Consider the following 22,643-nt stretch of genomic DNA (forward strand, 5'->3'; position numbering starts at 1 on the left):
GGCGACATCGCACCTACTCGAAGACACTTACCTACCGATCGGCGAATCACGCTACCCGTCGGCACTCCGGACGCTGTGTGACAGTCACCTCGACTGGGCGACGGCGGTGAGAAACCGCCGAACGCATACGAGTCAACCATGCACACGCCCCGCGTTGTCGGCTCCCTTCCGGCGGCGCCCTCCCCGCTGAACGCAGGAATTAATTTAACGCACTTGATGTGCGTAAACGGACGGTACCGGGTTCGACGGCGGCCCGCAATCAGTTCGTCTGCGTTATCCTCGCGCGGTGCCGCAGCTCACATTCCAGCGCGCCCGCACCGAAGACAAGAAGCGCCAGCGCGCAGCGGCGCTGGTCGAGGCCGCGCGGTCGCTGGCAACGGAGTCCGGTGTCGCCTCGGTGACGTTGACCGACGTGTCCCGGCACGCCGGGGTGCACTACTCGGCGGTGCGCCGCTACTTCACCTCGCTCGAAGAGGTGCTGCTGCACCTGGCCGCCGAGGGCTGGACGCGCTTCTCGGACAATGTGTGCGCAAGCCTGCGCGAGCCCGGCCCAAAGTCACCGGCGCGAGTCGCCGAGGCACTGGCCCAGGGCCTGGCGGCCGACCCGCTGTTCTGCGATCTGCTCGCGAATCTGCACGTTCACCTCGAGCAGGAAGTCGAGCTCGAGCGAGTGCTCGGGTTCAAACAGGTCAGCACAGCTGCCGTGCTGGCGCTCACCGAAGCCATCGAGAACGCGCTGCCGGGGCTGGGTCGCGCGGGCGCCTTCGACGTCCTTCTTGCCGCCTATTCACTCGCCGCGCCGCTGTGGCAGATGGCCAACCCGCCGAAGAAGCTCGCCGAAGCCTACGCGGAGCGAACAGACGTCCCGCCGGACTGGAACATCGACTTCACCGCCGCGATGACGCGGCTGCTCACCGCCACGTGTGTTGGTCTACTGAGTCAGAACGCCGGGAGCTAGGACCAGTTCCACACGGACATGTCGCCGCGCGGGTAGTTCTGGCAGTTCTCGGTTTCCTTGGCGACGACGCCCTTGTTGTTGAAAAAGATCTTCATGTGGTTGGGCCAGGCCAGATTCAGGGGATTGATCTGGGGAGCATAGAAGTTCGCGGAATAAGCCCGGCGGTCCGCTGGCGACAGCCCGTAGAACCAGTGCACCTTGTTTTGGACGTCCTGCGCGACGTTCTGGTGATTGTTGTAGTCGATCATGTAGCGCTGGTAGTACACCGGTTCGAAGTCCCGCGCGGCAGCGAGAATCTGCTCGGCGTCGCAGGTCGTCGAGATCATCCGGCGCGGAATCGGGAAATCATCGGTGGAGTCGTTGGACGAGCAGCCATCGCACGGCGTGAACCCCGGCCCCGGGTCCGCCTTCGCGACCTGCGGGAAAAAGGTTGCGGCAGCACCGAGGGCGAGCACCGCAGCGCCGGCGCGGATCACAGGGCTCAGGCGGGAAAGACGCATGCGGCTACTATAACGCTCTCATAACACGTGCGCACAAGCGCTGGGAAGCCTGGCTAACCAACAGGCTCGATCTCGAGGCCGACGTGTACTTTGTCGATTCCGCCGCGCACGATCGAGTGCACATAGAACCACGGCGCGTGGTACCAGTACCGCTTCAACACGGCGTTGTAGACGCGTCGGGTCTCCGATTTGGGCAGGATCCTGGCGACGCCTTCGACCTGGTCGCTCTTCTGCTTGCCCAGCGATCCGCTCTTGGCGATCGTCACCCGCGGGGTGTTCTTGATTCGCTTGGTCTTCCAGGAACCGTCGTCGGTGATCACCAGGAGTTTGCCGTCTTCGGGCACACCCCAGATCGCCGTCGGCTTGGGCCGACCGTCCTTGGTAAAGGTGGTCAGGAGCAAATACTTGGACCGGATCACGTCCGCAAAGGTGGTTGCCACGCCTTATTTATAACCAAATACTGAACGATCTGCTGAATGCATGACTTCGCTACCGGGTCGGCTTACTGTGTGGTCAAAGCGAAACCCCAGTGCAGACAGAGCCCAGATGCGAACTGACGACGAGTCCGTCACCACGTTGGAAGACCTTCGCAGCGATCTCGCGCTGCGATACAAGTGGACGCCCAGCGGCGGCAACTCGGTCGACCCCGCGATCGTCGAGGCCGATATGGCGGCGCTCGACCGCGACGGCTACCTCATCTGGGAGAACCTGCTCACCCCGGATGACTGCGGTCAGATCCGTGACGTGGTGAAGCCCTGGCTCGGGCACACCGGCCGAAACTCGTTCGAGGGCCGGCGGACCCAGCGCATCTACAGCGTGCTGAGCAGGACACGGGTGTGCGACCGGATCGTCGACCATCCCCGGGTGCTGGCCGTCCTGGACCGGTTGCTGATGCCGAACTACCTGCTGTCGGCGTTGCAGGCGATCAACATCCAGCCCGGCGAGTCCGCGCAGTTGGCCCATCACGACGACGGCTTCTACCCGATTCCGCGGCCCCGCGACCCGCTGGCCGCCGCGACGATCTGGGCGATCGACGACTTCACCGCCGACAACGGTGCCACGGTGCTGTATCCGGGCAGCCACCGCTGGGGCAAGCGCCGGCCGGAGCCGAGCGACCAGGCGATGCCCGTCGTCATGCCGGCCGGGTCGTGCGTGTTCTTCGTCGGCACGCTCTGGCACGGCGGGGGTGCCAACACCACCGCGCAGGACCGTCTCGCCGTCACGGCGCAGTACTGCCAACCGTGGCTGCGACCGATGGAAGCGTTCACGCTGTCGGTGTCACGCGAGATCGCCCGGACGGTGTCCGGCGACATCCAGCGCATGCTGGGCTACAGCATCCACCCGCCGTTCGTCGGCGCGGTCGACGGCCTGCATCCGCTGCGGTTGCTCGAGGATGGCAACATCTAGCCATGACTAAAAGCTTCGTCGGTCGCGGCATCGCCAGCGCGCCGCTCCTGGTTGTGACTCTGCTCAGCTTTCCGGTCGGTATGGCCACTGCCGTCGCCGATGGATGCCCGGACGCCGAGGTGGTGTTCGCCCGCGGCACCGGTGAGCCGGTCGGCCCCGGCGGACCCGGCCAGGCATTCTTCGACGCGCTGACCGCGCAATTGCCCGGCAAGGCGATCAACCTCTACCCGGTCAACTACCCGTCGACCACCGACTACGCCAACAGCGCCAAGGCCGGCGCCGCCGACGAGGTCGCTCACGTGCAGAGCACCGTTGCCAGCTGCCCGAACACCAAAGTGGTGATCGGCGGGTATTCGCAGGGCGCCGGCGTGGCCGACCTGACCAGCCACGAGCTGTCCCCGCAGGTCGCCAATCACGTTGCCGCCGTTGCCCTGTTCGGAAACCCGCAGAGCAGCTACGCAAAGCAGTTAGGGGACAACCAGATTCCGCCGATCAATCCGAGTTACAGTTCGAAGACCATCGACATCTGCCTACCGAATGACAACATCTGCGCCGAGGGCGGCAGCATCATCGCGCATCTGGGCTATGTCCCCGATTCGACCAACCAGGCCGCAACCTTCGTCGCGCAGAAGCTCTAGCTCTCCTTCTTGCGATCGGTATCTTTGCTCGGCTGAACACGTTTCGGCTCGCCGGGCATCTTGGGATAGTTGGGCGGATACGGCAGATCGCCCAGCCCGCGGTCTTCGTCGGCGGCTGCCATCTCCAGCAGCGGTTGGATCGACTGGTGGACTGAGTCGATGTCGGCCCACGGGTCGTCGCCGCTGGCAACCAGATCGGGGACCGTCGCGATCGTGTAGTCGTCCGGATTGGCGGTGGCCAGCTCGTCCCAGGTCAGCGGTGTCGAGACAGTCGCGATAGGGGTGCGCCGCGCCGAGTAGGCCGAGGCGAACGTCCGGTCGCGGGCGTTCTGGTTGAAATCGATGAAGATCCGCTCTCCTCGCTCTTCTTTCCACCACGACGTCGTCACCGCATCCGGTGCGCGGCGCTCGACCTCGCGGGCCAGCGCGATACCCGCCCGGCGCACCGCGATGAAGTCCCAGTCGGTCTTGATACGCAGGAACACGTGAATGCCGCGACCGCCGGAGGTCTTCGGATAGCCCACCAACCCGAGTTCGTCGAGTAACGGCCGCAATACGTCGACGGCGACCGACGCCGCTTCGGCGAAGCCGGTACCCGGCTGCGGATCCAGGTCGACGCGCAACTCGTCGGGGTGTTCTGTGTCCGGGCAGCGGACCTGCCACGGGTGCAGCGTGATGGTGCCCATCTGTGCGGCCCACACGATCGCGGACGGGTGAGTCACCCGCAGCGCGTCCGCGGTCCGTCCGGACGGAAACGTGATCCGGCAGGTCTCCAGGTAGTCGGGATGGTGCTTCGGGACGCGTTTCTGGTAGATCTCTTCGCCGTCGACGCCGTCGGGAAAGCGCTGCAGATGGCACGGACGGTCCCGCAGCGAGGCCAGCATCGGACCACTCGCGACGGTGCGGTAGTAGTCGACGAGGTGACGCTTGGTTCCGCCCTTGGTGCCCAGCTTGGGGAAGTACACCTTGTCGGGATTGGTCAGCCGGACGGCAATCCCGTCGACGTCGATTTCCTCCGCTGGCGTGGCCATGTATCGATTCCAGCACAATGAGTCCATGGACTTGCCTGTCATGCCGCCGATTTCGCCGATGTTGGCCAAGTCGGTGAAAGCGATCCCGCCGGACGCGTCGTATGAACCCAAATGGGACGGCTTCCGGTCGATTCTTTTTCGCGACGGCGATCAGGTGGAGGTCGGTAGCCGCAACGAGAAGCCGATGACCCGCTACTTCCCCGAGTTGGTCGCGGCCGCGCAGGCCGAGCTGCCGAAGCGCTGCGTGATCGACGGCGAGATCGTCATCGCCACCGACCATGGATTGGACTTCGAGGCGTTGCAGCAGCGCATCCATCCGGCCGATTCGCGGGTGCGGATGCTCGCCGAGAAGACGCCGGCGTCGTTCATCGCGTTCGACGTGCTGGCGCTCGGCGACGACGACTTCACCGGCCGGCCGTTCTCCGAGCGTCGCGCGGCATTGGTCGACGCACTCGGCGGCTGCGGCCCGTCGTTTCACGTCACGCCGGCGACGACCGATCCGGAGACCGCGCGGCGCTGGTTCGACGAGTTCGAGGGCGCCGGGCTCGACGGCGTCATCGCCAAGCCGCTGACAATCACCTACCAGCCGGACAAACGCATCATGTTCAAGATCAAGCACGAGCGCACCGCGGACTGCGTGGTCGCCGGATACCGCGTACACAAATCCGGCGCCGACGCGATCGGCTCGCTGCTGCTCGGGTTGTACAAGGATGACGGCACCCTGGCCTCGGTCGGCGTGATCGGCGCGTTCCCGATGGCCGAACGCCGGCGACTCTTCACCGAATTACAGCCATTGGTCACCGATTTCGATGACCACCCGTGGAACTGGGCGGCGCATGAGGCCGGTGAGCGGACGCCGCGGAAGAACGAGTTCTCCCGCTGGAACGCCGGCAAAGACCTGTCGTTCGTGCCGCTGCGGCCGCAGCGCGTGGTCGAGGTGCGCTACGACCACATGGAGGGTGAGCGGTTCCGGCACACCGCGCAGTTCAACCGTTGGCGGCCCGACCGGGAGCCAGCATCGTGCACGTATGAGCAACTGGAAAGCCCGCTGACATTCAGCCTCGGCGATATCGTCCCGGGGCTCGGTGATTTTAGGAAGACTGGCGTAAATGAGTGACGATTTCAACGAACGCAATATCGCCGAGTTCCGGGCGAATCACGGACGCGTCGGTGGCCAGTTCGAGGGTGCCCCGCTGGTCGTCCTGCACACCGTCGGCGCGAAAAGCGGTGAGCCGCGGACCAACATCATGATGTATCAGGCCGACGGCGAGCGGTACTTGATCTTCGCCTCCTACGCCGGTGCCGACAAGAACCCCGCCTGGTACTGGAATCTCAAAGCCAACCCGGACGCCCGCATCGAGGTCGGCGACGAGATCGTGGACGTGCACGCCACCGAGTTGGAAGGCGCAGAACGCGACCAGAAGTACGCGCTGCAGGCCGAGCGCTACCCCGGTTTCGCCGACTACGAAAGCAAAACGTCGCGGACCATCCCGGTTGTCGCGCTCACCCCGACAGGTCCGGCGCAACACCGCAAGTGAGCATCACAACGCGACCTCGAGTGTGGCCAGCCCGCGCAGCGTGACGTTCGGCTTGTAGACCGGCTCACTGTCGAGCCGCGCGTCCGGGAAACGGGCGGTCACCGCCGACAGCGCGATCGCGGCCTCCAACCGGGCCAGTGGCGCGCCCAGACAATAGTGCGGACCCTTTCCGAAGGCCAAGTGCCGGAACGTTTCTCGGTCGGGATCGAAAACGTCCGGTCGGTCGAATTCGCTCGCATCGCGTTGAGCCCCCGCCAGCAGCAACATCATGGTGTCGCCCTTGACGACCTCGGTGTCACCGACTGTCATGTCGTCGGCGGCGATGCGCACCACCAACTGCACCGGCGGGTCGAAGCGCAGCGTCTCCTCGACGACCGCCGACGCCCGATTCGACTCAGCACCCAGCGCACCCCACTGGCCAGGCTGACGCAGCATCGCCAGGATCGCGTTGGCGATCAGGTTGACGGTGGTCTCGTGACCGGCGATCAGCAACAGGTTGCACGTCGAGACGATCTCGCCTTCGGTCAGCTGATCGCCGGACTCCTCGACGGCGATCAGGCGCGACATCAGATCGTCGCCGGGTTTCAGGCGGCGCTCGGCGATCAGGCCGTGCAGGTAGTCCCGTAGCCACTGGCCGGCCGCGATGCGCTCATCCATGCCCGCCGCCGGTTCGCCGGTGATCGCGAAGAAGGGGTCCAGCGCCTGTGCCAGCAACGCCGAGGCGCGGCCGAACTCCGTCTCGTCCGCCAGCGGAACGCCCAGCAGCCGGCAGATCACGGCCACCGGCAGCGGATACGCCAGATCGCTGACGACGTCGAACCGGCCGCGTTCGGCGATTCGGTCCAGCAATCCGCCAACCAGGTCGGTGATGTGCGGCGCCAACTCGTTGACCACCTTGGGCACGAAGGCCTTGCTGACCAGCCCGCGCAACCGGGTGTGGTCGGGCGGGTCGAGAAACAGGAATCCCTGCGATCCCATCGGACGCGTCGGCATACCGTCGGCGAACATCCGTTGAGCCGCAGTCGACTTGAACCGGTCGACCGATGACGACGGGTGCCGCAACACCTCGTCGCAGTCGCGGAAGCGCGAGAACACCATCAGGTTGGCGTCCGGCATGAGCACCGGGCCGCGATCCCGGAACTGCGCGTACACGGGATACGGATGGGCCCGGTTGGCCGGGTCCAGCAGTTGCAACAACAGCTCCTGCGGCCCGGCGACGCTCGGCGTGGCGGTCATATTTGCATTGTGCAGGCATCGAAGAAATTGCAGGTAGCTACGTCGGGCCGGAGATCCGACAGCAGCCCCGCCGACCAGGCGTTAGGTTTCGATCTGTGCGCACCACACTTCCCGTCGTCGCCGCGGCGCTGCTGATGACCGTCGCCGGCTGTTCGGACAAGGCCGCCACGCTGCGGCCCGGGGTGTTGCCGCCCGGCACCGCGGTACTCAGCGTCGACGGCAAAGACGTCGGCACCACCTACTCGGTGCGTTGCGAGACAATCGACTGGATGACCAGGATCCACACCGGGATCGACGGGGCCGGCGTCAACGCGATGCTGTCCAACGCCGACAACCTGACCGCCGAATTCGTCCGCTTGCACGACCTCAACGGCTTCACCGGGTCCTACGAGCATCGGCTTCAGGGCGAGGCGTCAGTCACGATGACCGGTCCGACCTACCGCATCACCGGGGCGGCGCTCGGGTTCAACAAGTCAGAGCCGACCCGGTTGCGGGCCGAGACTTTCAGCGTCAAGGTGTCGTGCTGACGGGGTCAGCCGCCTAGGAAGTCGACGATGTAGCCGGCGAGTTCTTCACCGGCGTCTTCTTGCAGGAAATGCCCGGCGTTGTGCACGACCGGATGTTGGATTCCCTTCGCGCCCGCCATCTCCCGCTGAAAGATCGGCGCCATGCCCCCGGTGATCGGGTCGCCGTCGCTGAAGGCGACCAGCATCGGCGTCGGACTCGCGCACAGCGCGGCCCACGCCGACCGGTTGGCCGACGCCGCGGGATCGTCCGGCGACGTCGGCACCAACCCGGGCATCGCCCGCGGGCCCGCGCAGAACGTGTCGTCGGGGAACGGCGCGTCGTAGCCCGCGCGGGTGTCGTCGCTCATCGGCCTGCGGCAGCCGCCCTGGACGAACCGGCCGACGTCGACGGTCGGCGCGCTCTGCATCGCCTTGCGGAACTGCCACCAGATCTCCGGCATCGGAATGTCTCCGGTCGGCAGGCCGGTGTTGGCGACGACGATCTTGCTGAAGCGATCGGGATGCTCGGCGGCGAGCCGCAACCCGATCAGCCCGCCCCAGTCCTGGCCGACCAGGGTCACCCGCTGCAGGTCCAAGTGGTCGAAGACCAAGGCCCGCACCCATTCGACGTGCCGCGCATAGCTGTGGTCTTCGATGCGCGTCGGCTTGTCGGACCGACCGAAACCAACCAGGTCCGGGCAGACCACGCGATGGCCGGCCGCGGTCAGTGGCGGCATCATCTTGCGGTAGAGAAAGGACCACGACGGCTCACCGTGCAGCATCAGCACCGGGTCGGCGTCTGCCGGGCCGTCTTCGACCCAGGCCATGCGCAGCGTCCCGCCGTCGTCGTCGGATACGTCGCAATAGTTTGGGGTGTAAGGGAATTCGGATATCGCGGTGAATCGCTCGTCGGGTGTGCGCAGCGTCTGCATGAGTGTGAAGATACGCCTGTTCGATCACCTTTCGGCCAGATGTACCGCCAATTGATCGAGGAAGCCCTGCTGACCCTTCAGAAGCTTTCCCCTGGCGCGCGCCAACGGGAACCAGTCCACCCGGTCGACTTCGGGAAAGCTCCGCAGTTGCCCTGAGCCCCTTGGCCATTCGAGTTCGAAGGTATTGCTGTGCGCATTCGCGACGTCGAGATCACCCTGCACGGCGAACACGGTGACGATCTTGCCGCCCGGTTGCTTGACCGACCCGAGGTCGACCCGTGGGCCGGGCGGCGGGGCTAGGCCGACCTCCTCGGTGAATTCACGCTGTGCGGCCGCCCACGGGTCATCACTCTGCGAGTACTCCCCTTTGGGTATCGACCAGGCGCCGTCGTCCTTGCGGGCCCAGAACGGGCCTCCGGGATGCGCGATCAGAACGTCGACCGTGGCGATCGCAAGCGCGGCGGAGCCGGGCGCAGCGGGTCGCCGCACGAGCCTTGGGCCGTCGCGCACCCGGTACAGCAGCAGGCCCGCGCTGAGCTTGGGCACGGGAGTCAGTGCCCTACCGCGCGTTCCAGATCCTTCAGCGAGGTCTCCAGGTGGCCGAGCAGCCGCTGCAGGTGCGGCACGCTGCGCCGGCATCCGACCAGTCCGAAATCGAGGTTGCCAGCGTTGTTGACGACGGTCATGTTCAACGCCTGGCCGTCCAGGGCGATCGACAGCGGGTAGTTGCCGTCGAGCCGGGCGCCTTGCAGGTACATCGGCTCGGTCGGACCGGGCACGTTGGAGATCACGATGTTGAACGGCGGCGGAGCCGTCGAGACGAAGCCCGGGAACGCGGCCAGTCCCAGCGGTGCGATGAGGAACGCGGACAACGCATACGCTTGCAGCCGAGGCAATTCGGAGAAGATCTGCTTGTTGCCCCGCATCGATTCGTTGATGGTCTCGAGCCGCTCGACGGGATCGTCGAGGTGGGTCGCCAGGTTGCACAACAGGGCGCCGACCTGGTTGCCACCGCTGTCGGCCTGCTCTGGCGAACGCATACTCACCGGGACCATCGCGATCAGCGGGGTGTCAGGCAGCGCGTGCTCATCCAGCAGGTAGTAGCGCAGCGCGCCGGCGCACATCGCGAGTACCACGTCGTTGAAGCTCACGCCGGCGGCGGCCTTGACCCCTTTGAGCCGGTCCAGCGCCCACGACTGGGCGGCCACTCGTCGCGCGCCGCCGATTGGCACGTTGAGCATGGTGCGCGGCGCGGCGAACGGCAACGTCAGCTGTTGTTCCAACAGCGCCGCCCTGGCCAGCGACCACGTCGAAGGGCCATATGCCGCAATGGATCCCGCCAGCTGGGTCAGGCCGGGCCGTTTTGACGGCCCGCTTTCCCGCTTGCGTCGCGGCAAGCTCCAAATCGCTTGCAGCTCAGTGTCATCGGGGTCGGTCGACAGTGTCCGCTGCATGAGCCGCAATGCGGACACGCCGTCGATCAGCGAGTGGTGGAACTTGCTGTAGAGGGCGAACCGGCCGTCGTTGAGTCCCTCGACGAAGTGCGCTTCCCACAGCGGACGGTGCCGGTCCAGCAGACCACTGTGCCAGCGTGAGGCCAGCTCGAGGAGCTCGCGGACCCGCCCCGGCGTGGGCAGCGCCGAGCGCCGCACGTGGTAATCCATCTCGACGTCATCGGCGTCGTCGTAGGTCCACGCGACGGTCGGGAGTCCGCCGAACGTCAACGCGGGCCGCTTGCGGAAGGTGGGTTGGAAGTCGTGATTGGCGACCATGGCGTCGTGGATGTCGCGCACGAAATCCGGGCCCGCGCCCTCCGGCGGCTCGAACAGCTGCAGCCCGCCGACGTGCATGGGGTGCTCACGCGATTCGGTCATCAGAAACACCGAGTCGAGGGGGCTCATCAATTCCATCAGCTCATTTAAGTCGCGCCATGCGGCCACTTTCGCCGAATGCGCGAATTACCTCAGCTGGTGACCAGACCGCCCAGGGTTCCGACGAGTCCGAGCACCGGGTCGAGCAGATCCTGCTGTATGCCAGTGACTTCCAACAGGTTTTGAATGTCGGCGCCCAGCGGCCCCTCGAGGGCGATGAACGCGGTGAGAGGATTGAAGTCGGTGTTGAGTTGAGCGACGACCTGGTCGTAGGGCACGCCGATCGTCTGCTCGGACCACGCCTCGGCCGACGTGAAGATGCGTTCGATTTCGGTGAAATCGGGGAGCTGGGAGGGCGCTCTGCGAGAAACCCTCGACGAGGTAGGGCTGGTTCTCCGGCTGCTGGCCCATCGCAGCCTGCAAGTCGGCCAGGCCGACCTGCAGCGACGTGCGGGCAGACGATTCGGGCGTGGGGACCAACACCGGCGTGTAATCGGCACCGGTCGCGGGGTCGATGTAGTCGGTGATGATCGTGTTCTGCCAGAACTCGCTGGGCGTCGGCACCACCGTGCGGCCCATCATCAGCGCGTTGAGCGGGTCGGCCGGGTCGTCTGCCCGCGCGGTCGGCGCCGACGACATCGACAGCAGGGTGATCGATGCGCCGACGTAAAGGGCGCTGAGAAGTGGGCGAGTAATAATCGGAACACCCTGCGTGACGCGTGTGGAATTGGGCAACATTGCCGATGCCGTGAGCCCCGCACGGCGACTGGTCTTAAGCTCTTGAACATGCGCGATCGCGAGACGATCGACTCCGAACTACGGCGCCTGGCCATGGAGCGCCGTCTCATCCGCGAGCACGGCGGCGAGCTGTCCAGCCGACAGCTCGACGACCTGCTCGACGAGCGCCTGGGGCATCGCCCGGAGCCGCGCGCAGTCACGGCGGTGCAGACACGGCCCAGGGTGCTGGTCGCCGACCGGCGCAGGACTTACCGTCGTCCCGGTGCGCTGCGTCGCTTCGCTCTTCGCACGGCGATCCCGCTGTCTATTGCCGCGATTGCCACCGTGCTCGTGGTGACGGTCGCGTTCCATTACCGCCACCGGGTGGCGCAGCCGGCGGAGACGCCGCAATCCGACGTGCAACCCCACATGGCTGCCGCACAACCGCCTGCTCCGCCGGTCAATCACCCAGCGCCACAAGACATTGCCGACAAGGCCCTGATCGATGTGCTGCAGCACGAGGGTGTGCCTGCTCCCAGCCACGACTACGTCACGACCCAGGCACACGCGGTCTGCGACTTCCTGGCCCGCGAACCCGACCTCGTGGAGGCCGCGCACTTCGTCCAGCGCTCGACGATCTGGGATGCGGACCAAAGTGCCGAGTTCGCCTCCGCCGCCGTCGTCACCTACTGTCCGCAGTTCGCGACGGCAGGCTCGGACAAGATGCAGCAGACGCTACAGACGTCACAATCCACGCTGCAAAAGATCGAGGGCGACCTGCACGGCATCAACAACGATCTACAAGGAATCCGCGACGGCCTGCACGGCGACAACTGAACGGGCTCAGCGAACAACCCGGTAGCGCAGATGCGCTACACCTGGCGCTTCGAGCACCCGGACGAGTTCCATGATCGTTGCACCCATACCGTCGAGCATCTCGGAGACCACCTGACGATTGACCGGATGATCTTTAGCGGCGCCTAGGTGCCACCCGTGCAGCTTCTCGCCACCGACACCCAGCGGATGCTCGTCGCTCTGCGACGGCCCCGCGACGTACCCGTCGGCGGAGATGGACATCGAAAGATTCGTTCTGCTCACCCCGGAACAGACTTCAGCGCCCCACGAAACTCATCGCGGGGCGCTGACGGTGTGGCGGTGGCGGAGGGATTTGAACCCTCGGACGGGGGTTACCCGTCACACGCTTTCGAGGCGTGCTCCTTAGGCCGCTCGGACACGCCACCGCCGCAGAGCTTACCCAACGGGGGCCTGGCTATCCCAATCGCTGCCGGGCGAAGAACGCCTCCAGCAGCCCGGCGCACTCATCGGCCAGCACCCCGCCGCGCACCTCAGGCCGGTGGTTGAGCCTGCGGTCGCGGACCACGTCCCACAGCGAACCCACCGCGCCGGTCTTGGGCTCGAAGGCCCCGAACACCAGCCGGTCGACCCGGGCCATCACCAGCGCACCCGCGCACATTGTGCACGGCTCGACGGTCACCGCCAGCGTCGCTCCGGTCAGCCGCCAGCCGTCGCCGAGCACGCGCGCGGCCGCCCGCATCGCCAGGATCTCGGCGTGCGCGGTCGGATCCCCGAGTTCCTCACGGGCGTTGGCGGCGCTGGCCAATTCAGTTCCGTCGGCGGCCACCACCACCGCGCCGATCGGCACGTCGCGCTGACCAGCGGTCCCAGCGACCGCCAGCGCGGCGCGGATCAGGTCTTCGTCGGATCTCAATTTCCGCTTGCGATCACCGATTGAGCTTGTCGAGCACCGCCGACAGCTCGTCGGCGAAGCCCATCTCGCGGGCTATCCGGCCGAGCTGCTCGTCGGCGTAGAGGTCGGTCTCGTCGAGGATGACGCTGAGCACGGCCTCGGGCAGCCCCACGTCGGACAGCAACCCGAGGTCGCCCTCTTCGAACGGGTCGGCGTCCTCGAGATCCTCGGGGGTGATGTCGGCGTCCAGGTTGTCCAGCACTTCGGCGGCGATGTCGTAGTCCAGCGCCGCGGTCGCATCGGACAGCAGCAGCCGGGTTCCCGCCGGAGCGGGCCGCACGATCACGAAGAACTCATCGTCGATGTCCAGCAGCCCGAAAACGGCCCCGGCGCTGCGTAATTCACGGAGCTCGGTTTCGGCGGCGGTCAAACTCGACAGCGCTTTCGGCGGCATCGCCGAGCAACGCCACTTTCCCTCTTCGCGCACGACGGCCACACCGAATCCGTCCGTCGTGTCCGCCTGCGCGGAGGCCCGTTGTGCGCTCATGGCCGACACGCTAGTCGCGCCGGAGTCCCTTGACCAGCACTGGCCCAGCAAATCGGCGTCGCGTCTAATGCGATAGAACACCGGCTCTTCATGCGGATATGCCAACCTTGTGGGGTGGCTCGTCCTGAATTCAAGACACCGGTGTGCGTACTGGGCCTGGGGTTGATCGGCGGGTCCCTGTTGCGCGCGGCGGTCGCCTCCGGCCGCGATGCCTTCGGCTACAACCGGTCAGTCGAGGGAGCGCAGGCCGCGCGTTTCGACGGCTTTGACGCCACCACCGATCTCACCGAGGCACTGACCCGGGCCGCCGCCCTCGAGGCGTTGATCGTCCTCGCCGTGCCGATGCCGGCGTTGCCCGCCCTGCTCACACATATCGGCCAGACCGCTCCCGAGTGTCCACTGACCGACGTCACCAGCGTCAAAGGCGCAGTGCTCGACGAAGTCACCGCGGCGGGCCTGCAGACCCGTTTCGTCGGAGGGCACCCGATGACCGGTACCGCGCACTCGGGCTGGGCAGCCGGAGACGCCCGGCTGTTCGTCGGCGCACCCTGGGTGATCAGCGTGGACGACCACGTCGACCCCACGGTGTGGTCGACGGTGCTGCAACTCGCCCTGGACTGCGGTTCGGTTGTGGTGCCCGCCAGGTCAGACGAACACGACGCCGCCGCGGCCGCCATCTCGCATCTGCCGCATCTGCTCGCCGAAGCCCTGGCGGTGACGGCCGCCGAGGTGCCACTGGCGTTCGCCCTGGCTGCCGGGTCATTCCGGGACGGCACCAGAGTCGCCGGCAGTGCGCCGGATCTGGTACGTGCCATGTGCCAAGCGAACGCCGACCAGCTGCTGCCGCGCGTGGATCGGGCCATCGAGTTGCTCGCCGAAGCACGAGAGTCGTTGGCGAACAACGACTCTGTTGCTGACCTTGTCGAGAGTGGGCACGCCGCCCGCACCCGCTACGACAGCTTCTCGCGGCCGGAGATCGTCACGGTGTTCGTCGGCGCCGAGAATTGGCGACGTGAGCTGGCGGCCGCCGGTCGCGCCGGCGGTGTGATCAGATCCGCTCTGCCAAGGTTGGATACTCCACGATGAACCCGTAGTCGTCGATCGTCAGAATGGTCTCGGAAACCGGTGAGTGCACCTTAATTCCCTCGCCGGCCCCCGCCGCCCGGCTGCTGTAACTCACCGGTGCCGAGGTGATCGATATCTCCGGCAAACTGATGTAGATCGTCGGCACCGTGACGGTGTCGGCCCGCTCGTGCAGGCCGAGCCGGCGGATCGGCAGCGCGTTGAAGAATGGGCTGAACACCACGTCGACGTCCAGCGCGCCGTCGTAGGCCGCCCGGGAATCGCCTTGGTGGTCGGTGACCAGCCACATGTTCTCGTTGTCGCGGGCGACGACGAGCTGGCGTTCCCGCTCAGCCGACGTCACGGTCATGCCGAGCCGCTTGGTCGCACCGGTCTCGTCGGTCAGCAGGTCGTAATAGGCCGCGAAGGCCGGATTGCTGTCGGTGTCGGCGGCCACGATACGACCGTTGGCCTTGATCCGCTTGCCGGACAACTGGACTCGCACCGACTCCATGCGCCTGGCGTCCTGTGAGCGCCAGGTCAGCATCACTGACCAGGAACCGCTCGTCGCATCTTTAGGGGCAGGGCTCACGCGTCTACGTTAGGCGACGGCTCCGCAGATATCGACGTCTGAGGGTGTGGCCTTCGGCGCAGTCGCCCGGTCCCCGGTGCCGACGCCCACACCGCAAACGCCAGCGCACCGTCGAGGATCAACGCCAGCGCGGCCACCATCAGCGCACCGACCAGCGCGATGTGAAACTGGCGCACCTTGATGCCGTCGATCAGGTAGCGCCCCAGCCCGCCGAGGCTGGCGTAGGCCGCCACCGTCGCGGTGGCGACTACCTGCAGCGTCGCGGTCCGCAGCCCGCCCACGATCAGCGGAAGCGCGTTGGGCACCTCGACCCGCAGCAGCACCCGCAACTCGGTCATGCCCATCGAGCGCGCCGCGTCGACCACTGTCCGGTCGACGGCCGCGATCCCCGCGTACGTTCCGGCCAGCAACGGTGGGATGCCGAGCAGCGTCAGCGCGACGATCGGCGGCAGCAGGCCGAGCCCCCACAGCAGCACGGCCAGCAGCAGCACGCCCAGCGTCGGCAGTGCGCGCAGAGCGTTGACCAGACTCACCACCACCAGTGTGCCGCGTCCGGTGTGACCCACAATCAAGCCGACCGGGACCGCGATCAACGCCGAGACCAGGACCGCCGCCGCGGTGTATTCCAGATGTTCCAGGGTCCGGACGCCCAGCCCGACCGGGCCCGACCAGTTGCTCGCGGTGGTCAGGTAGGTCAGCGCCTGCCCCAGGAAATTCATCGCGAACCTCCGACCACCGGCGCGGTCAGCAACCGGCGGCCGGGTCGTGACACCCGCGCCCAAGGCGTGGCGCATCGCCCGACCAGCATGAGCGCGACGTCGACGACAACGGCCACCAGGAAGATCGCGATGATCCCGCCGACGATCTGATCGCTCTTGTTCGCCTGGTAGCCCTCGGTGAACCAGGTGCCCAGACCGCCGATGCCGATTACCGCACCGACCGAGACCATCGAGATGTTGGTCACCACCACCACCCGCAGCCCGGCGACCAGCACCGGAATCGACAGCGGCAGTTCGACTTTCAGTATCCGGGTGATCGGCCGATAACCGACCGCGCTGGCGGCGTCGCGCACCTGGGCCGGGACGGCGTCGAGCGCTTCCAGGACAACCCGCACCAGCAGCGCCGAGGTGTACAGCGTCAGCGCAACGACGACATTGGCCTCGTCGAGAATTCTGGTCGGAATGATCAACGGCAGCACCACGAACAGCGCCAGCGACGGAATGGTGAACACCACGCTGGCGGCCACCGTGGTCAGCCGACGCAGCGCCGCCACGCGCCATGCCACCACCCCCCACGGCAGCGCGATGGCCAAGCCGGCCAGCACCGGCAGCAGCGACAGCCGCAGGTGGATCACGGTCAGCGTCCAAGCCGTCGGGAGGTGGGTGAGCAGATAGTGCACTGCTAGTGCCGCCGGTGAGAATCCAAGGCGGCCAACACATCTCCGGCACGCACTCCCCCGGTGACCTTGCCCTCCTTGTCGACGGCCACGCCCATCGCTGCCGGCGACGACAACGCGGCATCCAGCGCTTGGCTCAGGTTCCCGTTCGGGCGGAACAGCGCGCCGACCGAGGTGATGCTGTCGGGCAACGGGGCGCCGTCGCGGTGCTGTGCGACCCCGGCCTCATCGATCCAGCCGAGCGGGGTGCCATCGGATTTCACCACCAGCGCCCAGTCGTCGTGCAGCTGCGCCCCGGCCACCTCGGACGCGGTGAGCCGCGGTAGGTCGTGTACCGGCAGCTGCGTCGCGTCCAGGAACTGCAACCAGCGGTAGCCGCGGCCGGCGCCGATCATTCTGGCCACGAAATCGTTTGCCGGATGGGACAGCAACCGCGCAGGCTCCTCGTACTGCTGCAGCGACCCGCCCGGACCGAACACAGCGACGCGGTCCGCCAACCGCACCGCCTCGTCGATGTCGTGGGTGACGAAGACGATGGTCTTGCGCAATTCCGCCTGCAGTCGCAGTATTTCGCGCTGCAGCTCGTGGCGGACGATCGGGTCCACGGCCGAAAACGGCTCGTCCATCAACAGAATCGGCGGGTCGGCGGCCAACGCCCGCGCCACGCCGACGCGCTGCTGCTCGCCGCCGGACAGCTGTGCGGGATAGCGGGTGGCGAGCTTCGCGCTCAATCCCACCCGTTCCAAGACGGCGTAGGCGGCCTTGCGAGCCGCGCGCCGCGACATGCCTTTGAGCACCGGCACGGTGGCGACGTTGTCGATCACGCGTTGGTGCGGCATCAGGCCCCCACCCTGGATCACGTAGCCGATGCCCAGCCGCAGCCGCACCGGGTCGACGGTCGCGACGTCGGCGCCGTTGACGACGACGTTGCCCGACGTCGGTTCGGCCATCCGGTTGATCATCCGCATCGAGGTGGTTTTGCCGCAGCCCGACGGGCCGACGAACACGGTCAGCGTGCCCTGCGGCACTTCCAGGTTCAGCCGGTTGACAGCGATGGTGCCGTCGTCGTAGACCTTGTGCACGTCGTGAAAGCTGATCAACTTCTCAGCCCTTGATCGGGCGGTCGAAGTTGTTGTCGTGCAACCAGTTCCGGGCGGCCTGGTCAGGATCGATACCGGAGTTCCCGGCCACTGAGGCATTGAGGTCGGCCAGTGCGCGGCTGGTCAACTTGGCCGATACCGCGTCCAGCACATCTTTGAGACGATCGGACTTCTTCTGCGAGTTCACCAGCGGGACGATGTTGCCTGCCGGAAAGTTGTGCGCAGGATCTTCGAGGGCGACCAGACGGTGCTGCAGGATCGCAGGTGACGTGCTGAAGATGTTGGCCGCATTCACCTTTCCCTCGGTGAGAGTGCGCACGGTGACTGCGCCGCCGTCGTCGCTGATGGCGACGAAGTTTCCGGGTGCGATGTCGAGGCCGTATCGCTGCCGAAGTCCGATCAGACCCTCCGGACGGACTTGGAAATCCGACGGTGCGGCGAAACGCACTTCCGGCGAATGCGGGGCGAGGTCGCCGATTGCCTTGAGGTTCCATCTGGCAGCGGTGTCAGCGGTGACCGTGACGGTGTCGGTGTTGCAGGCGGGCGATGGCGTCAGGATCGACAGGTCCCCCGGCAGCCGCCGGAACAGTTCCAACTCGATATCGTCGAGCATGGTGACCGTCGAGTTGGGTTCCAAATAGGACAGCAGGTTGCCGATGTACTCGGGCACCAAGTCGATCGAATGATCCTTCAGCGCAGGGATATACGTCTCCCGGCTGCCGATGCCCATCTGCCGCCCCACATTGAAGCCGTTGGCCTGCAACGCTTGTGCGTAGATCTCGGCGAGAATCTTCGATTCCGGGAACCCTGCCGACCCCACCACGATCGAATTCACGTTGGTCGACACTCCGCCGAGCGGGTTTGAACTGCCACAGGCTGTCGCGGTCAGGCACAGCACGATCAGCCAGATCGCCGCCCGACGCCACCTCCCGCTCATACCGACCGACACTAGCGTTGTACGCCTTTCCCGGTGGTTGGGTTCACTTCGGCCTGTAAAAGGGTAAAGATGGCAGCATGAGCAGCGATCCGTCGGTCTCACCCGACCAGCCGCCAACCACTCCGGCTGTCCCCGATACAGCGCCGCCACCCGAATCGGCGGTGAAATTCACCCGGACCGCCGGCCTGTGGTCATTTCTGGCGGCAGGATTCCTGATCCTGATCGTTCTGCTGGTCTTCATCACGCAGAACACCGCTTCGGGTGATTTCGCCTTCCTGGGCTGGCACTGGAGCCTGCCTTTGGGGGTCGCCATTCTGCTGGCGGCCGTATGCGGCGGCCTGATCACCTTTCTCGCCGGCACCGCGCGGATCTACCAGTTGCGGCGTGCGGCGAAGAAGAACCTCGCCGCCGGTCGCTGAGTCAGGCGCGCTGTAGCTCGGTGAGTCCGCGGGCGATCAGCGGCGCGACGGTCTCACCGACCCGATCGGATGCGACTTCAGCTTCAGCGTCGTTCGCGCCACGTGACATCCGCCTGCGGAAGTCGATGCCCGCGGCGATGATGGCCAGCTTGAAGTAGGCCAGCCCCATGTAGAAGTTCCAGTGCGCCAACGCACTCTCGGAGACGACCGAATACTTGTGCGCGAGTTCGTCGGCCACCGGCAACTGCGGCGACGTCCACGCGGCGTGCGCGTTGATGATCAGGTCCAGCGACGGGTCGCGGTAGACGCACATCAGCGCCGCGTCGCTGAGCGGATCACCTAGCGTCGAGAGCTCCCAGTCGACGACGGCTCGCACCCGGGCCGGATCGTCGGCGTCCAGGATGGTGTTGTCGATGCGGTAGTCGCCGTGCACGATCGAGCTTCGGCTCTGCTGCGGAATCGACTCCTGCAGCGCCGCACGGAGACGCCCGACGTCGGCGTCGCGGTCGTCATCGTCGCGTCGTACCAACTCCCACTGCGACCCCCATCGCCGGACCTGGCGTTCCAGGTACCCGTCGGGCTTGCCGAAGTCGGCCAGACCGACCGCGGCCGGGTCGACCGCGTGCAGGTCGGCCAGCACCTGGATCAGCCCGTCGACGCAGCCGTCGATGACCTGCTGATCGCCCAGCGCCTCGAGCTCGGCGCGGGTTCGCACCACCTGCCCGGCAACGTATTCGACCATCTGGAACGGCGCGCCGAGCACCGAGTCGTCATTGCACAGCGTGACGGCACGGGCCACCGGAACCGCGGTGTCGCCCAGCGCGGCGACCACGGTGTACTCGCGCGCCATGTCGTGCGCCGACGGCGTCAGGCCGTGCAGCGGCGGCCGGCGCAGCACCCACTTCGACGAGTCGTCGGCGATCAGGAAGGTCAGGTTGGAGCGGCCGCCGGAGATCAGCTGCGCGGTCAGCTCCCCGTCGCGGCCGATGCCGTGGGAGCGGAGATAGCCGTCCAGCTGACCGAGGTCGAGCCCGTCAAGCGTCACGGGATCTGTCTATCACCGGCCGACCGGCGATTTCTCGGCAGCAGGTCCCATACGTGTTCGGTGCCGTTGACCGCCACCACGCTGGCCTGACCGGACCGGGAGAACAGCAGCCGGGTCACCGACACGTAGTCGATCGGAAACGACAAGATCCGCCTGGTGCCGAGGATCTCGTGCAGCACCACGTTGATCACCCCGCCGTGGCTGAACACCGCGACGGTGTCGTCGTGGTCGGCGGTGACGGCGACGTGGTCGACGGCGGCGCGCACCCGCGCCCGGAACGCGTCCTCGTCGACTGAGCTCGGCAGGTGCCCCTCGGCCATCCGGGCCCACTCCTGCGGATTCTCCGCCCGGATCTGCTCGATCGGGATGTAGACCGGTAGCTCCCGGTCGTATTCGGCGAAGCGGTCGTCGATCTCGACGGTCAGCCCGCGCGCGGCCGCGACCGGCTCCGCGGTCTGGACCGCGCGGCGCTGCGGGCTGCTGATCACCCGGGAGATCGGATATCTGGCCAGCGCGTCCGGTAGCCGCGCGACCTGGGCTCGCCCTTCGTCGGAGAGAACAGGGTCGGCCCCTTCGCCGGGTTCGCTGCGGTGCGGCAACGCATGCCGGACCAGGAGCAACTGCATGGCCCAAGCCTCGCATGCACGCTGACGGCCTTGCCATCTCGGCGGAGAATGCTATTCTCCCGACAGAGAGTGGGGTGTGCCAATGGCGGCGACTCAGTTGGATCCGGCAGTACTCGGACGTTGGCTCGATGAACACGACGCTCCCGGCGACGGCGAGCTACCGGTCCTCGAGCAGTTGTCCGGCGGCTCGCAAAACACTCTCTACCTGATTCACCGCGGCGGCCACCGGATGGTGTTGCGCATGCCCGGCGCCCGCGCCGACGCGGCCCGCATCGACGGGCTGCTCCGCGAGATCCGACTGGTCCGCGCGTTACGCGGTACCGACGTGCCCCATGCCGAGCTGATCGCCGCCAACGACGCCGGCGATCTGCTCGGCATGCCGTTCTACGTGATGCAGGCCATCGACGGCTGGAGTCCGATGGACGGCGGCTGGGAGGCGCCGTTCGACGACGACCTGACCGCGCGGCGCGGCCTGGCGTTCGAGCTCGTCGAGGGCGCGGCCAAGCTGGGCCGGGTCGACTGGCGCGCGCAGCGATTGGACGGCTTCGGCCGACCCGACGGGTTTCATGAACGCCAAGTTGACCGGTGGCTGGCCTTCCTGGACAGCTACAAGGTGCGCGACCTGCCCGGGATCGACGACGCCGCCGACTGGTTACGCCGCAACAGGCCCGCACACTATCGGCCCGGCATCATGCACGGCGACTACCAGTTCGCCAACGTGATGTTCGCGCACGGTGCACCGGCCCGGCTCGCCGCGATCGTCGACTGGGAGATGACCACCGTCGGCGATCCGCTGCTCGATCTGGCTTGGTGTCTGCTGGGCTACGACGGCGAAAACCCACGCGAGGACGGGTTTTATCTCGACATGAAAGGCATGCCGACCCGCAGCGAACTACTCGAGCGCTACGAGAAAGTCAGCGGCCTCTCCACCGAGAACATCGACTACTACCTGGTGTTGGCGAACTGGAAACTCGGCATCGTGCTCGAGAAGACCTACGCCGCCGGGGTGCGCAGCGGAAAGGTCGACCCCAAGATCCAGGGCGCCTTCGGAGCGATGGTTCCACAGCTGATCGCGACGGCGGCGGGTTTGGCTGGGTCGCTGAAATGAGTTATGCCGAGCAGCTTTTCGACCTGACCGGTCACGTCGTGCTGATCACCGGTGGCAGCCGCGGGCTGGGCAAGGAGATGGCGTACGGTGTGGCGCGGTGCGGCGCCGACGTGGTGATCGCCAGCCGCAAGATGGAGAACTGCGTCGCCATCGCCGAGGACATCGAGCGCGAAACGGGCCGCACGGCAATGCCGTATCAGGTGCACGTCGGCCGATGGGATCAACTCGACGGGCTTGTCGACGCGACCTACGAGCGGTTCGGCAAGATCGACACGCTGATCAACAACGCCGGCATGTCGCCGTTATACGACAAACTGACCGACGTCACCGAGAAGCTGTTCGACGCCGTGGTCAACCTCAACCTCAAAGGCCCATTTCGGTTGTCCGCGTTGGTCGGCGAGCGGATGGTCGCGGCCGGCCGCGGGTCGATCATCAACGTCAGCACCGCCGGATCGCTGCGGCCGTCGCCCGACATCATTCCGTATGCGTCGTCGAAAGCCGGGCTCAACGCGATGACGGAAGGCTTTGCGCGAGCTCTCGGGCCGACGGTCCGGGTCAACACGCTGATGGCCGGGCCGTTCCTCACCGACGTCAGCAAGTCGTGGGGTATCGACCAGGCCGCGCACAACCCGTTCGGCAGCCTGTCGCTGCAGCGGGCCGGTGACCCCCGTGAAATCGTCGGCGCCGCATTGTTTTTGGCGTCCGACGCGTCCAGCTTCACCACCGGCTCGATTGTGCGGGCCGACGGTGGGATTCCTTAATCAAGCAA

At 66.5% G+C, this 22,643-nt stretch carries 30 protein-coding genes and 1 tRNA gene; 12 read left to right on the forward strand and 19 right to left on the reverse strand.

Going from position 1 to position 22,643, the window contains the following annotated elements; all coding sequences use genetic code 11:
• Nucleotides 1–268 precede the first annotated feature (268 nt).
• Complete coding sequence (locus G6N27_RS14640; RefSeq protein ID WP_163781822.1) at nucleotides 269–958, forward strand: TetR family transcriptional regulator; 690 nt, start codon at nucleotides 269–271, stop codon at nucleotides 956–958.
• Here the strand turns inward: G6N27_RS14640 and G6N27_RS14645 are convergent.
• Nucleotides 955–1,458: a DUF5078 domain-containing protein gene (locus G6N27_RS14645; RefSeq protein ID WP_163776977.1), complete on the reverse strand. Its 504-nt coding sequence runs from the start codon at nucleotides 1,456–1,458 to the stop codon at nucleotides 955–957. The two genes, G6N27_RS14640 and G6N27_RS14645, sit on opposite strands and share 4 nt — an antisense overlap.
• Before the next feature lie 53 nt (nucleotides 1,459–1,511).
• The gene (locus G6N27_RS14650; protein ID WP_163776978.1) at nucleotides 1,512–1,898 is read right to left on the reverse strand and encodes a PPOX class F420-dependent oxidoreductase; all 387 of its coding nucleotides are present in this window, start codon (nucleotides 1,896–1,898) and stop codon (nucleotides 1,512–1,514) included.
• 106 nt (nucleotides 1,899–2,004) lie between these two features.
• On the opposite strand from G6N27_RS14650, the gene G6N27_RS14655 reads away from it, so the two are divergent.
• Complete coding sequence (locus G6N27_RS14655; protein WP_163776979.1) at nucleotides 2,005–2,865, forward strand: phytanoyl-CoA dioxygenase family protein; 861 nt, start codon at nucleotides 2,005–2,007, stop codon at nucleotides 2,863–2,865.
• A gap of 2 nt (nucleotides 2,866–2,867) precedes the next feature.
• Nucleotides 2,868–3,503, forward strand: a complete 636-nt coding sequence (locus G6N27_RS14660) for a cutinase family protein (RefSeq protein ID WP_163776980.1) — start codon at nucleotides 2,868–2,870, stop codon at nucleotides 3,501–3,503.
• Here the strand turns inward: G6N27_RS14660 and ligD are convergent.
• Nucleotides 3,500–4,534, reverse strand: a complete 1,035-nt coding sequence (gene ligD, locus G6N27_RS14665; protein WP_163776981.1) for a non-homologous end-joining DNA ligase — start codon at nucleotides 4,532–4,534, stop codon at nucleotides 3,500–3,502. The genes G6N27_RS14660 and ligD overlap by 4 nt on opposite strands.
• A 25-nt stretch (nucleotides 4,535–4,559) precedes the next feature.
• Here ligD and G6N27_RS14670 point away from each other — a divergent pair, with 25 nt between their 5' ends.
• Both G6N27_RS14670 and G6N27_RS14675 read left to right on the forward strand, forming a co-directional pair.
• A complete protein-coding gene (locus tag G6N27_RS14670; protein WP_163776982.1) occupies nucleotides 4,560–5,651 on the forward strand; it encodes an ATP-dependent DNA ligase in 1,092 nt (363 codons plus the stop codon).
• A complete protein-coding gene (locus tag G6N27_RS14675; RefSeq protein WP_163776983.1) occupies nucleotides 5,644–6,072 on the forward strand; it encodes a nitroreductase family deazaflavin-dependent oxidoreductase in 429 nt (142 codons plus the stop codon). The genes G6N27_RS14670 and G6N27_RS14675 overlap by 8 nt, the downstream gene beginning before the upstream one ends.
• 3 nt (nucleotides 6,073–6,075) lie before the next feature.
• On the opposite strand, the gene G6N27_RS14680 is transcribed toward G6N27_RS14675, so the two are convergent.
• Nucleotides 6,076–7,308 (reverse strand): cytochrome P450, encoded by a 1,233-nt coding sequence (locus G6N27_RS14680; RefSeq protein WP_163776984.1) that lies wholly within the window; start codon nucleotides 7,306–7,308, stop codon nucleotides 6,076–6,078.
• A gap of 95 nt (nucleotides 7,309–7,403) precedes the next feature.
• Between G6N27_RS14680 and G6N27_RS14685 the strand changes: the two genes are divergently transcribed.
• The gene (locus G6N27_RS14685; protein WP_163776985.1) at nucleotides 7,404–7,835 is read left to right on the forward strand and encodes a lipoprotein LpqH; all 432 of its coding nucleotides are present in this window, start codon (nucleotides 7,404–7,406) and stop codon (nucleotides 7,833–7,835) included.
• 5 nt (nucleotides 7,836–7,840) lie between these two features.
• On the opposite strand, the gene G6N27_RS14690 is transcribed toward G6N27_RS14685, so the two are convergent.
• From G6N27_RS14690 to G6N27_RS14705, 4 genes are read right to left on the reverse strand one after another with little or no spacing between them, the layout of a single operon-like run.
• On the reverse strand, nucleotides 7,841–8,746 hold the full coding sequence (locus tag G6N27_RS14690; protein WP_163776986.1) for a haloalkane dehalogenase: 906 nt from the start codon (nucleotides 8,744–8,746) through the stop codon (nucleotides 7,841–7,843).
• Nucleotides 8,747–8,770: 24 nt separating this feature from the next.
• On the reverse strand, nucleotides 8,771–9,292 hold the full coding sequence (locus tag G6N27_RS14695; RefSeq protein ID WP_163776987.1) for an NUDIX domain-containing protein: 522 nt from the start codon (nucleotides 9,290–9,292) through the stop codon (nucleotides 8,771–8,773).
• Between the two features lie 5 nt (nucleotides 9,293–9,297).
• Nucleotides 9,298–10,656: a WS/DGAT/MGAT family O-acyltransferase gene (locus tag G6N27_RS14700; RefSeq protein WP_163776988.1), complete on the reverse strand. Its 1,359-nt coding sequence runs from the start codon at nucleotides 10,654–10,656 to the stop codon at nucleotides 9,298–9,300.
• Between the two features lie 53 nt (nucleotides 10,657–10,709).
• A complete protein-coding gene (locus tag G6N27_RS14705) occupies nucleotides 10,710–10,895 on the reverse strand; it encodes a hypothetical protein (RefSeq protein WP_163776989.1) in 186 nt (61 codons plus the stop codon).
• Nucleotides 10,896–11,143: 248 nt separating this feature from the next.
• Here G6N27_RS14705 and G6N27_RS14710 point away from each other — a divergent pair, with 248 nt between their 5' ends.
• Nucleotides 11,144–11,287 (forward strand): hypothetical protein, encoded by a 144-nt coding sequence (locus G6N27_RS14710; RefSeq protein WP_163776991.1) that lies wholly within the window; start codon nucleotides 11,144–11,146, stop codon nucleotides 11,285–11,287.
• 116 nt (nucleotides 11,288–11,403) lie between these two features.
• Nucleotides 11,404–12,171, forward strand: coding sequence for a DUF732 domain-containing protein (locus tag G6N27_RS14715; protein WP_163776993.1), 768 nt, complete (start codon nucleotides 11,404–11,406; stop codon nucleotides 12,169–12,171).
• A 6-nt stretch (nucleotides 12,172–12,177) separates the two neighbouring features.
• Here G6N27_RS14715 and G6N27_RS14720 read toward each other — a convergent pair whose 3' ends face one another.
• The 4 genes from G6N27_RS14720 to G6N27_RS14735 all read right to left on the reverse strand — a co-directional run bounded on the left by G6N27_RS14720 (nucleotide 12,178) and on the right by G6N27_RS14735 (nucleotide 13,589).
• Entirely contained in the window at nucleotides 12,178–12,411 is a 234-nt protein-coding gene (locus G6N27_RS14720) for a hypothetical protein (RefSeq protein WP_232064587.1), read from the reverse strand.
• Nucleotides 12,412–12,484: 73 nt separating this feature from the next.
• A tRNA-Ser gene (locus tag G6N27_RS14725) sits at nucleotides 12,485–12,575 on the reverse strand.
• Nucleotides 12,576–12,604: 29 nt separating this feature from the next.
• A complete protein-coding gene (locus G6N27_RS14730) occupies nucleotides 12,605–13,063 on the reverse strand; it encodes a nucleoside deaminase (protein WP_163776998.1) in 459 nt (152 codons plus the stop codon).
• 13 nt (nucleotides 13,064–13,076) lie between these two features.
• A complete protein-coding gene (locus tag G6N27_RS14735; RefSeq protein ID WP_163777000.1) occupies nucleotides 13,077–13,589 on the reverse strand; it encodes a tRNA adenosine deaminase-associated protein in 513 nt (170 codons plus the stop codon).
• 141 nt (nucleotides 13,590–13,730) lie between these two features.
• Here G6N27_RS14735 and G6N27_RS14740 point away from each other — a divergent pair, with 141 nt between their 5' ends.
• Nucleotides 13,731–14,675 carry a prephenate dehydrogenase gene (locus G6N27_RS14740; RefSeq protein WP_179963399.1) on the forward strand — a complete coding sequence of 315 codons (945 nt, stop codon included), beginning with the start codon at nucleotides 13,731–13,733 and terminating at the stop codon, nucleotides 14,673–14,675.
• Here G6N27_RS14740 and G6N27_RS14745 read toward each other — a convergent pair.
• From G6N27_RS14745 to G6N27_RS14765, 5 genes are read right to left on the reverse strand one after another with little or no spacing between them, the layout of a single operon-like run.
• Nucleotides 14,638–15,198 carry a putative glycolipid-binding domain-containing protein gene (locus G6N27_RS14745; RefSeq protein ID WP_163781825.1) on the reverse strand — a complete coding sequence of 187 codons (561 nt, stop codon included), beginning with the start codon at nucleotides 15,196–15,198 and terminating at the stop codon, nucleotides 14,638–14,640. The two genes, G6N27_RS14740 and G6N27_RS14745, sit on opposite strands and share 38 nt — an antisense overlap.
• Nucleotides 15,199–15,239: 41 nt before the next feature.
• On the reverse strand, nucleotides 15,240–15,962 hold the full coding sequence (locus G6N27_RS14750) for an ABC transporter permease (protein ID WP_163777005.1): 723 nt from the start codon (nucleotides 15,960–15,962) through the stop codon (nucleotides 15,240–15,242).
• Nucleotides 15,959–16,642, reverse strand: coding sequence for an ABC transporter permease (locus G6N27_RS14755; protein ID WP_163777007.1), 684 nt, complete (start codon nucleotides 16,640–16,642; stop codon nucleotides 15,959–15,961). The genes G6N27_RS14750 and G6N27_RS14755 overlap by 4 nt, the downstream gene beginning before the upstream one ends.
• A gap of 2 nt (nucleotides 16,643–16,644) precedes the next feature.
• Entirely contained in the window at nucleotides 16,645–17,739 is a 1,095-nt protein-coding gene (locus tag G6N27_RS14760) for an ABC transporter ATP-binding protein (protein ID WP_163777009.1), read from the reverse strand.
• A 4-nt stretch (nucleotides 17,740–17,743) separates the two neighbouring features.
• A complete protein-coding gene (locus G6N27_RS14765) occupies nucleotides 17,744–18,676 on the reverse strand; it encodes an ABC transporter substrate-binding protein (protein ID WP_163777011.1) in 933 nt (310 codons plus the stop codon).
• Between the two features lie 77 nt (nucleotides 18,677–18,753).
• Here G6N27_RS14765 and G6N27_RS14770 point away from each other — a divergent pair, with 77 nt between their 5' ends.
• Nucleotides 18,754–19,095: a LapA family protein gene (locus tag G6N27_RS14770; protein ID WP_163777013.1), complete on the forward strand. Its 342-nt coding sequence runs from the start codon at nucleotides 18,754–18,756 to the stop codon at nucleotides 19,093–19,095.
• A gap of 1 nt (nucleotide 19,096) precedes the next feature.
• On the opposite strand, the gene G6N27_RS14775 is transcribed toward G6N27_RS14770, so the two are convergent.
• Both G6N27_RS14775 and G6N27_RS14780 read right to left on the reverse strand, forming a co-directional pair.
• Entirely contained in the window at nucleotides 19,097–20,140 is a 1,044-nt protein-coding gene (locus tag G6N27_RS14775; RefSeq protein ID WP_163777015.1) for a phosphotransferase family protein, read from the reverse strand.
• Complete coding sequence (locus G6N27_RS14780) at nucleotides 20,137–20,766, reverse strand: histidine phosphatase family protein (protein ID WP_163777017.1); 630 nt, start codon at nucleotides 20,764–20,766, stop codon at nucleotides 20,137–20,139. The genes G6N27_RS14775 and G6N27_RS14780 overlap by 4 nt, the downstream gene beginning before the upstream one ends.
• An 82-nt stretch (nucleotides 20,767–20,848) precedes the next feature.
• On the opposite strand from G6N27_RS14780, the gene G6N27_RS14785 reads away from it, so the two are divergent.
• Entirely contained in the window at nucleotides 20,849–21,874 is a 1,026-nt protein-coding gene (locus tag G6N27_RS14785) for a phosphotransferase family protein (RefSeq protein ID WP_163777019.1), read from the forward strand.
• Nucleotides 21,871–22,635 (forward strand): SDR family NAD(P)-dependent oxidoreductase, encoded by a 765-nt coding sequence (locus G6N27_RS14790; RefSeq protein ID WP_163777022.1) that lies wholly within the window; start codon nucleotides 21,871–21,873, stop codon nucleotides 22,633–22,635. Before G6N27_RS14785 ends, G6N27_RS14790 begins: the two co-directional genes overlap by 4 nt.
• The last annotated feature ends 8 nt before the right edge of the window (nucleotides 22,636–22,643 follow it).

This window comes from Mycobacterium cookii (genome assembly GCF_010727945.1).
In the GTDB taxonomy this organism is placed as follows: Bacteria; Actinomycetota; Actinomycetes; order Mycobacteriales; family Mycobacteriaceae; genus Mycobacterium; species Mycobacterium cookii.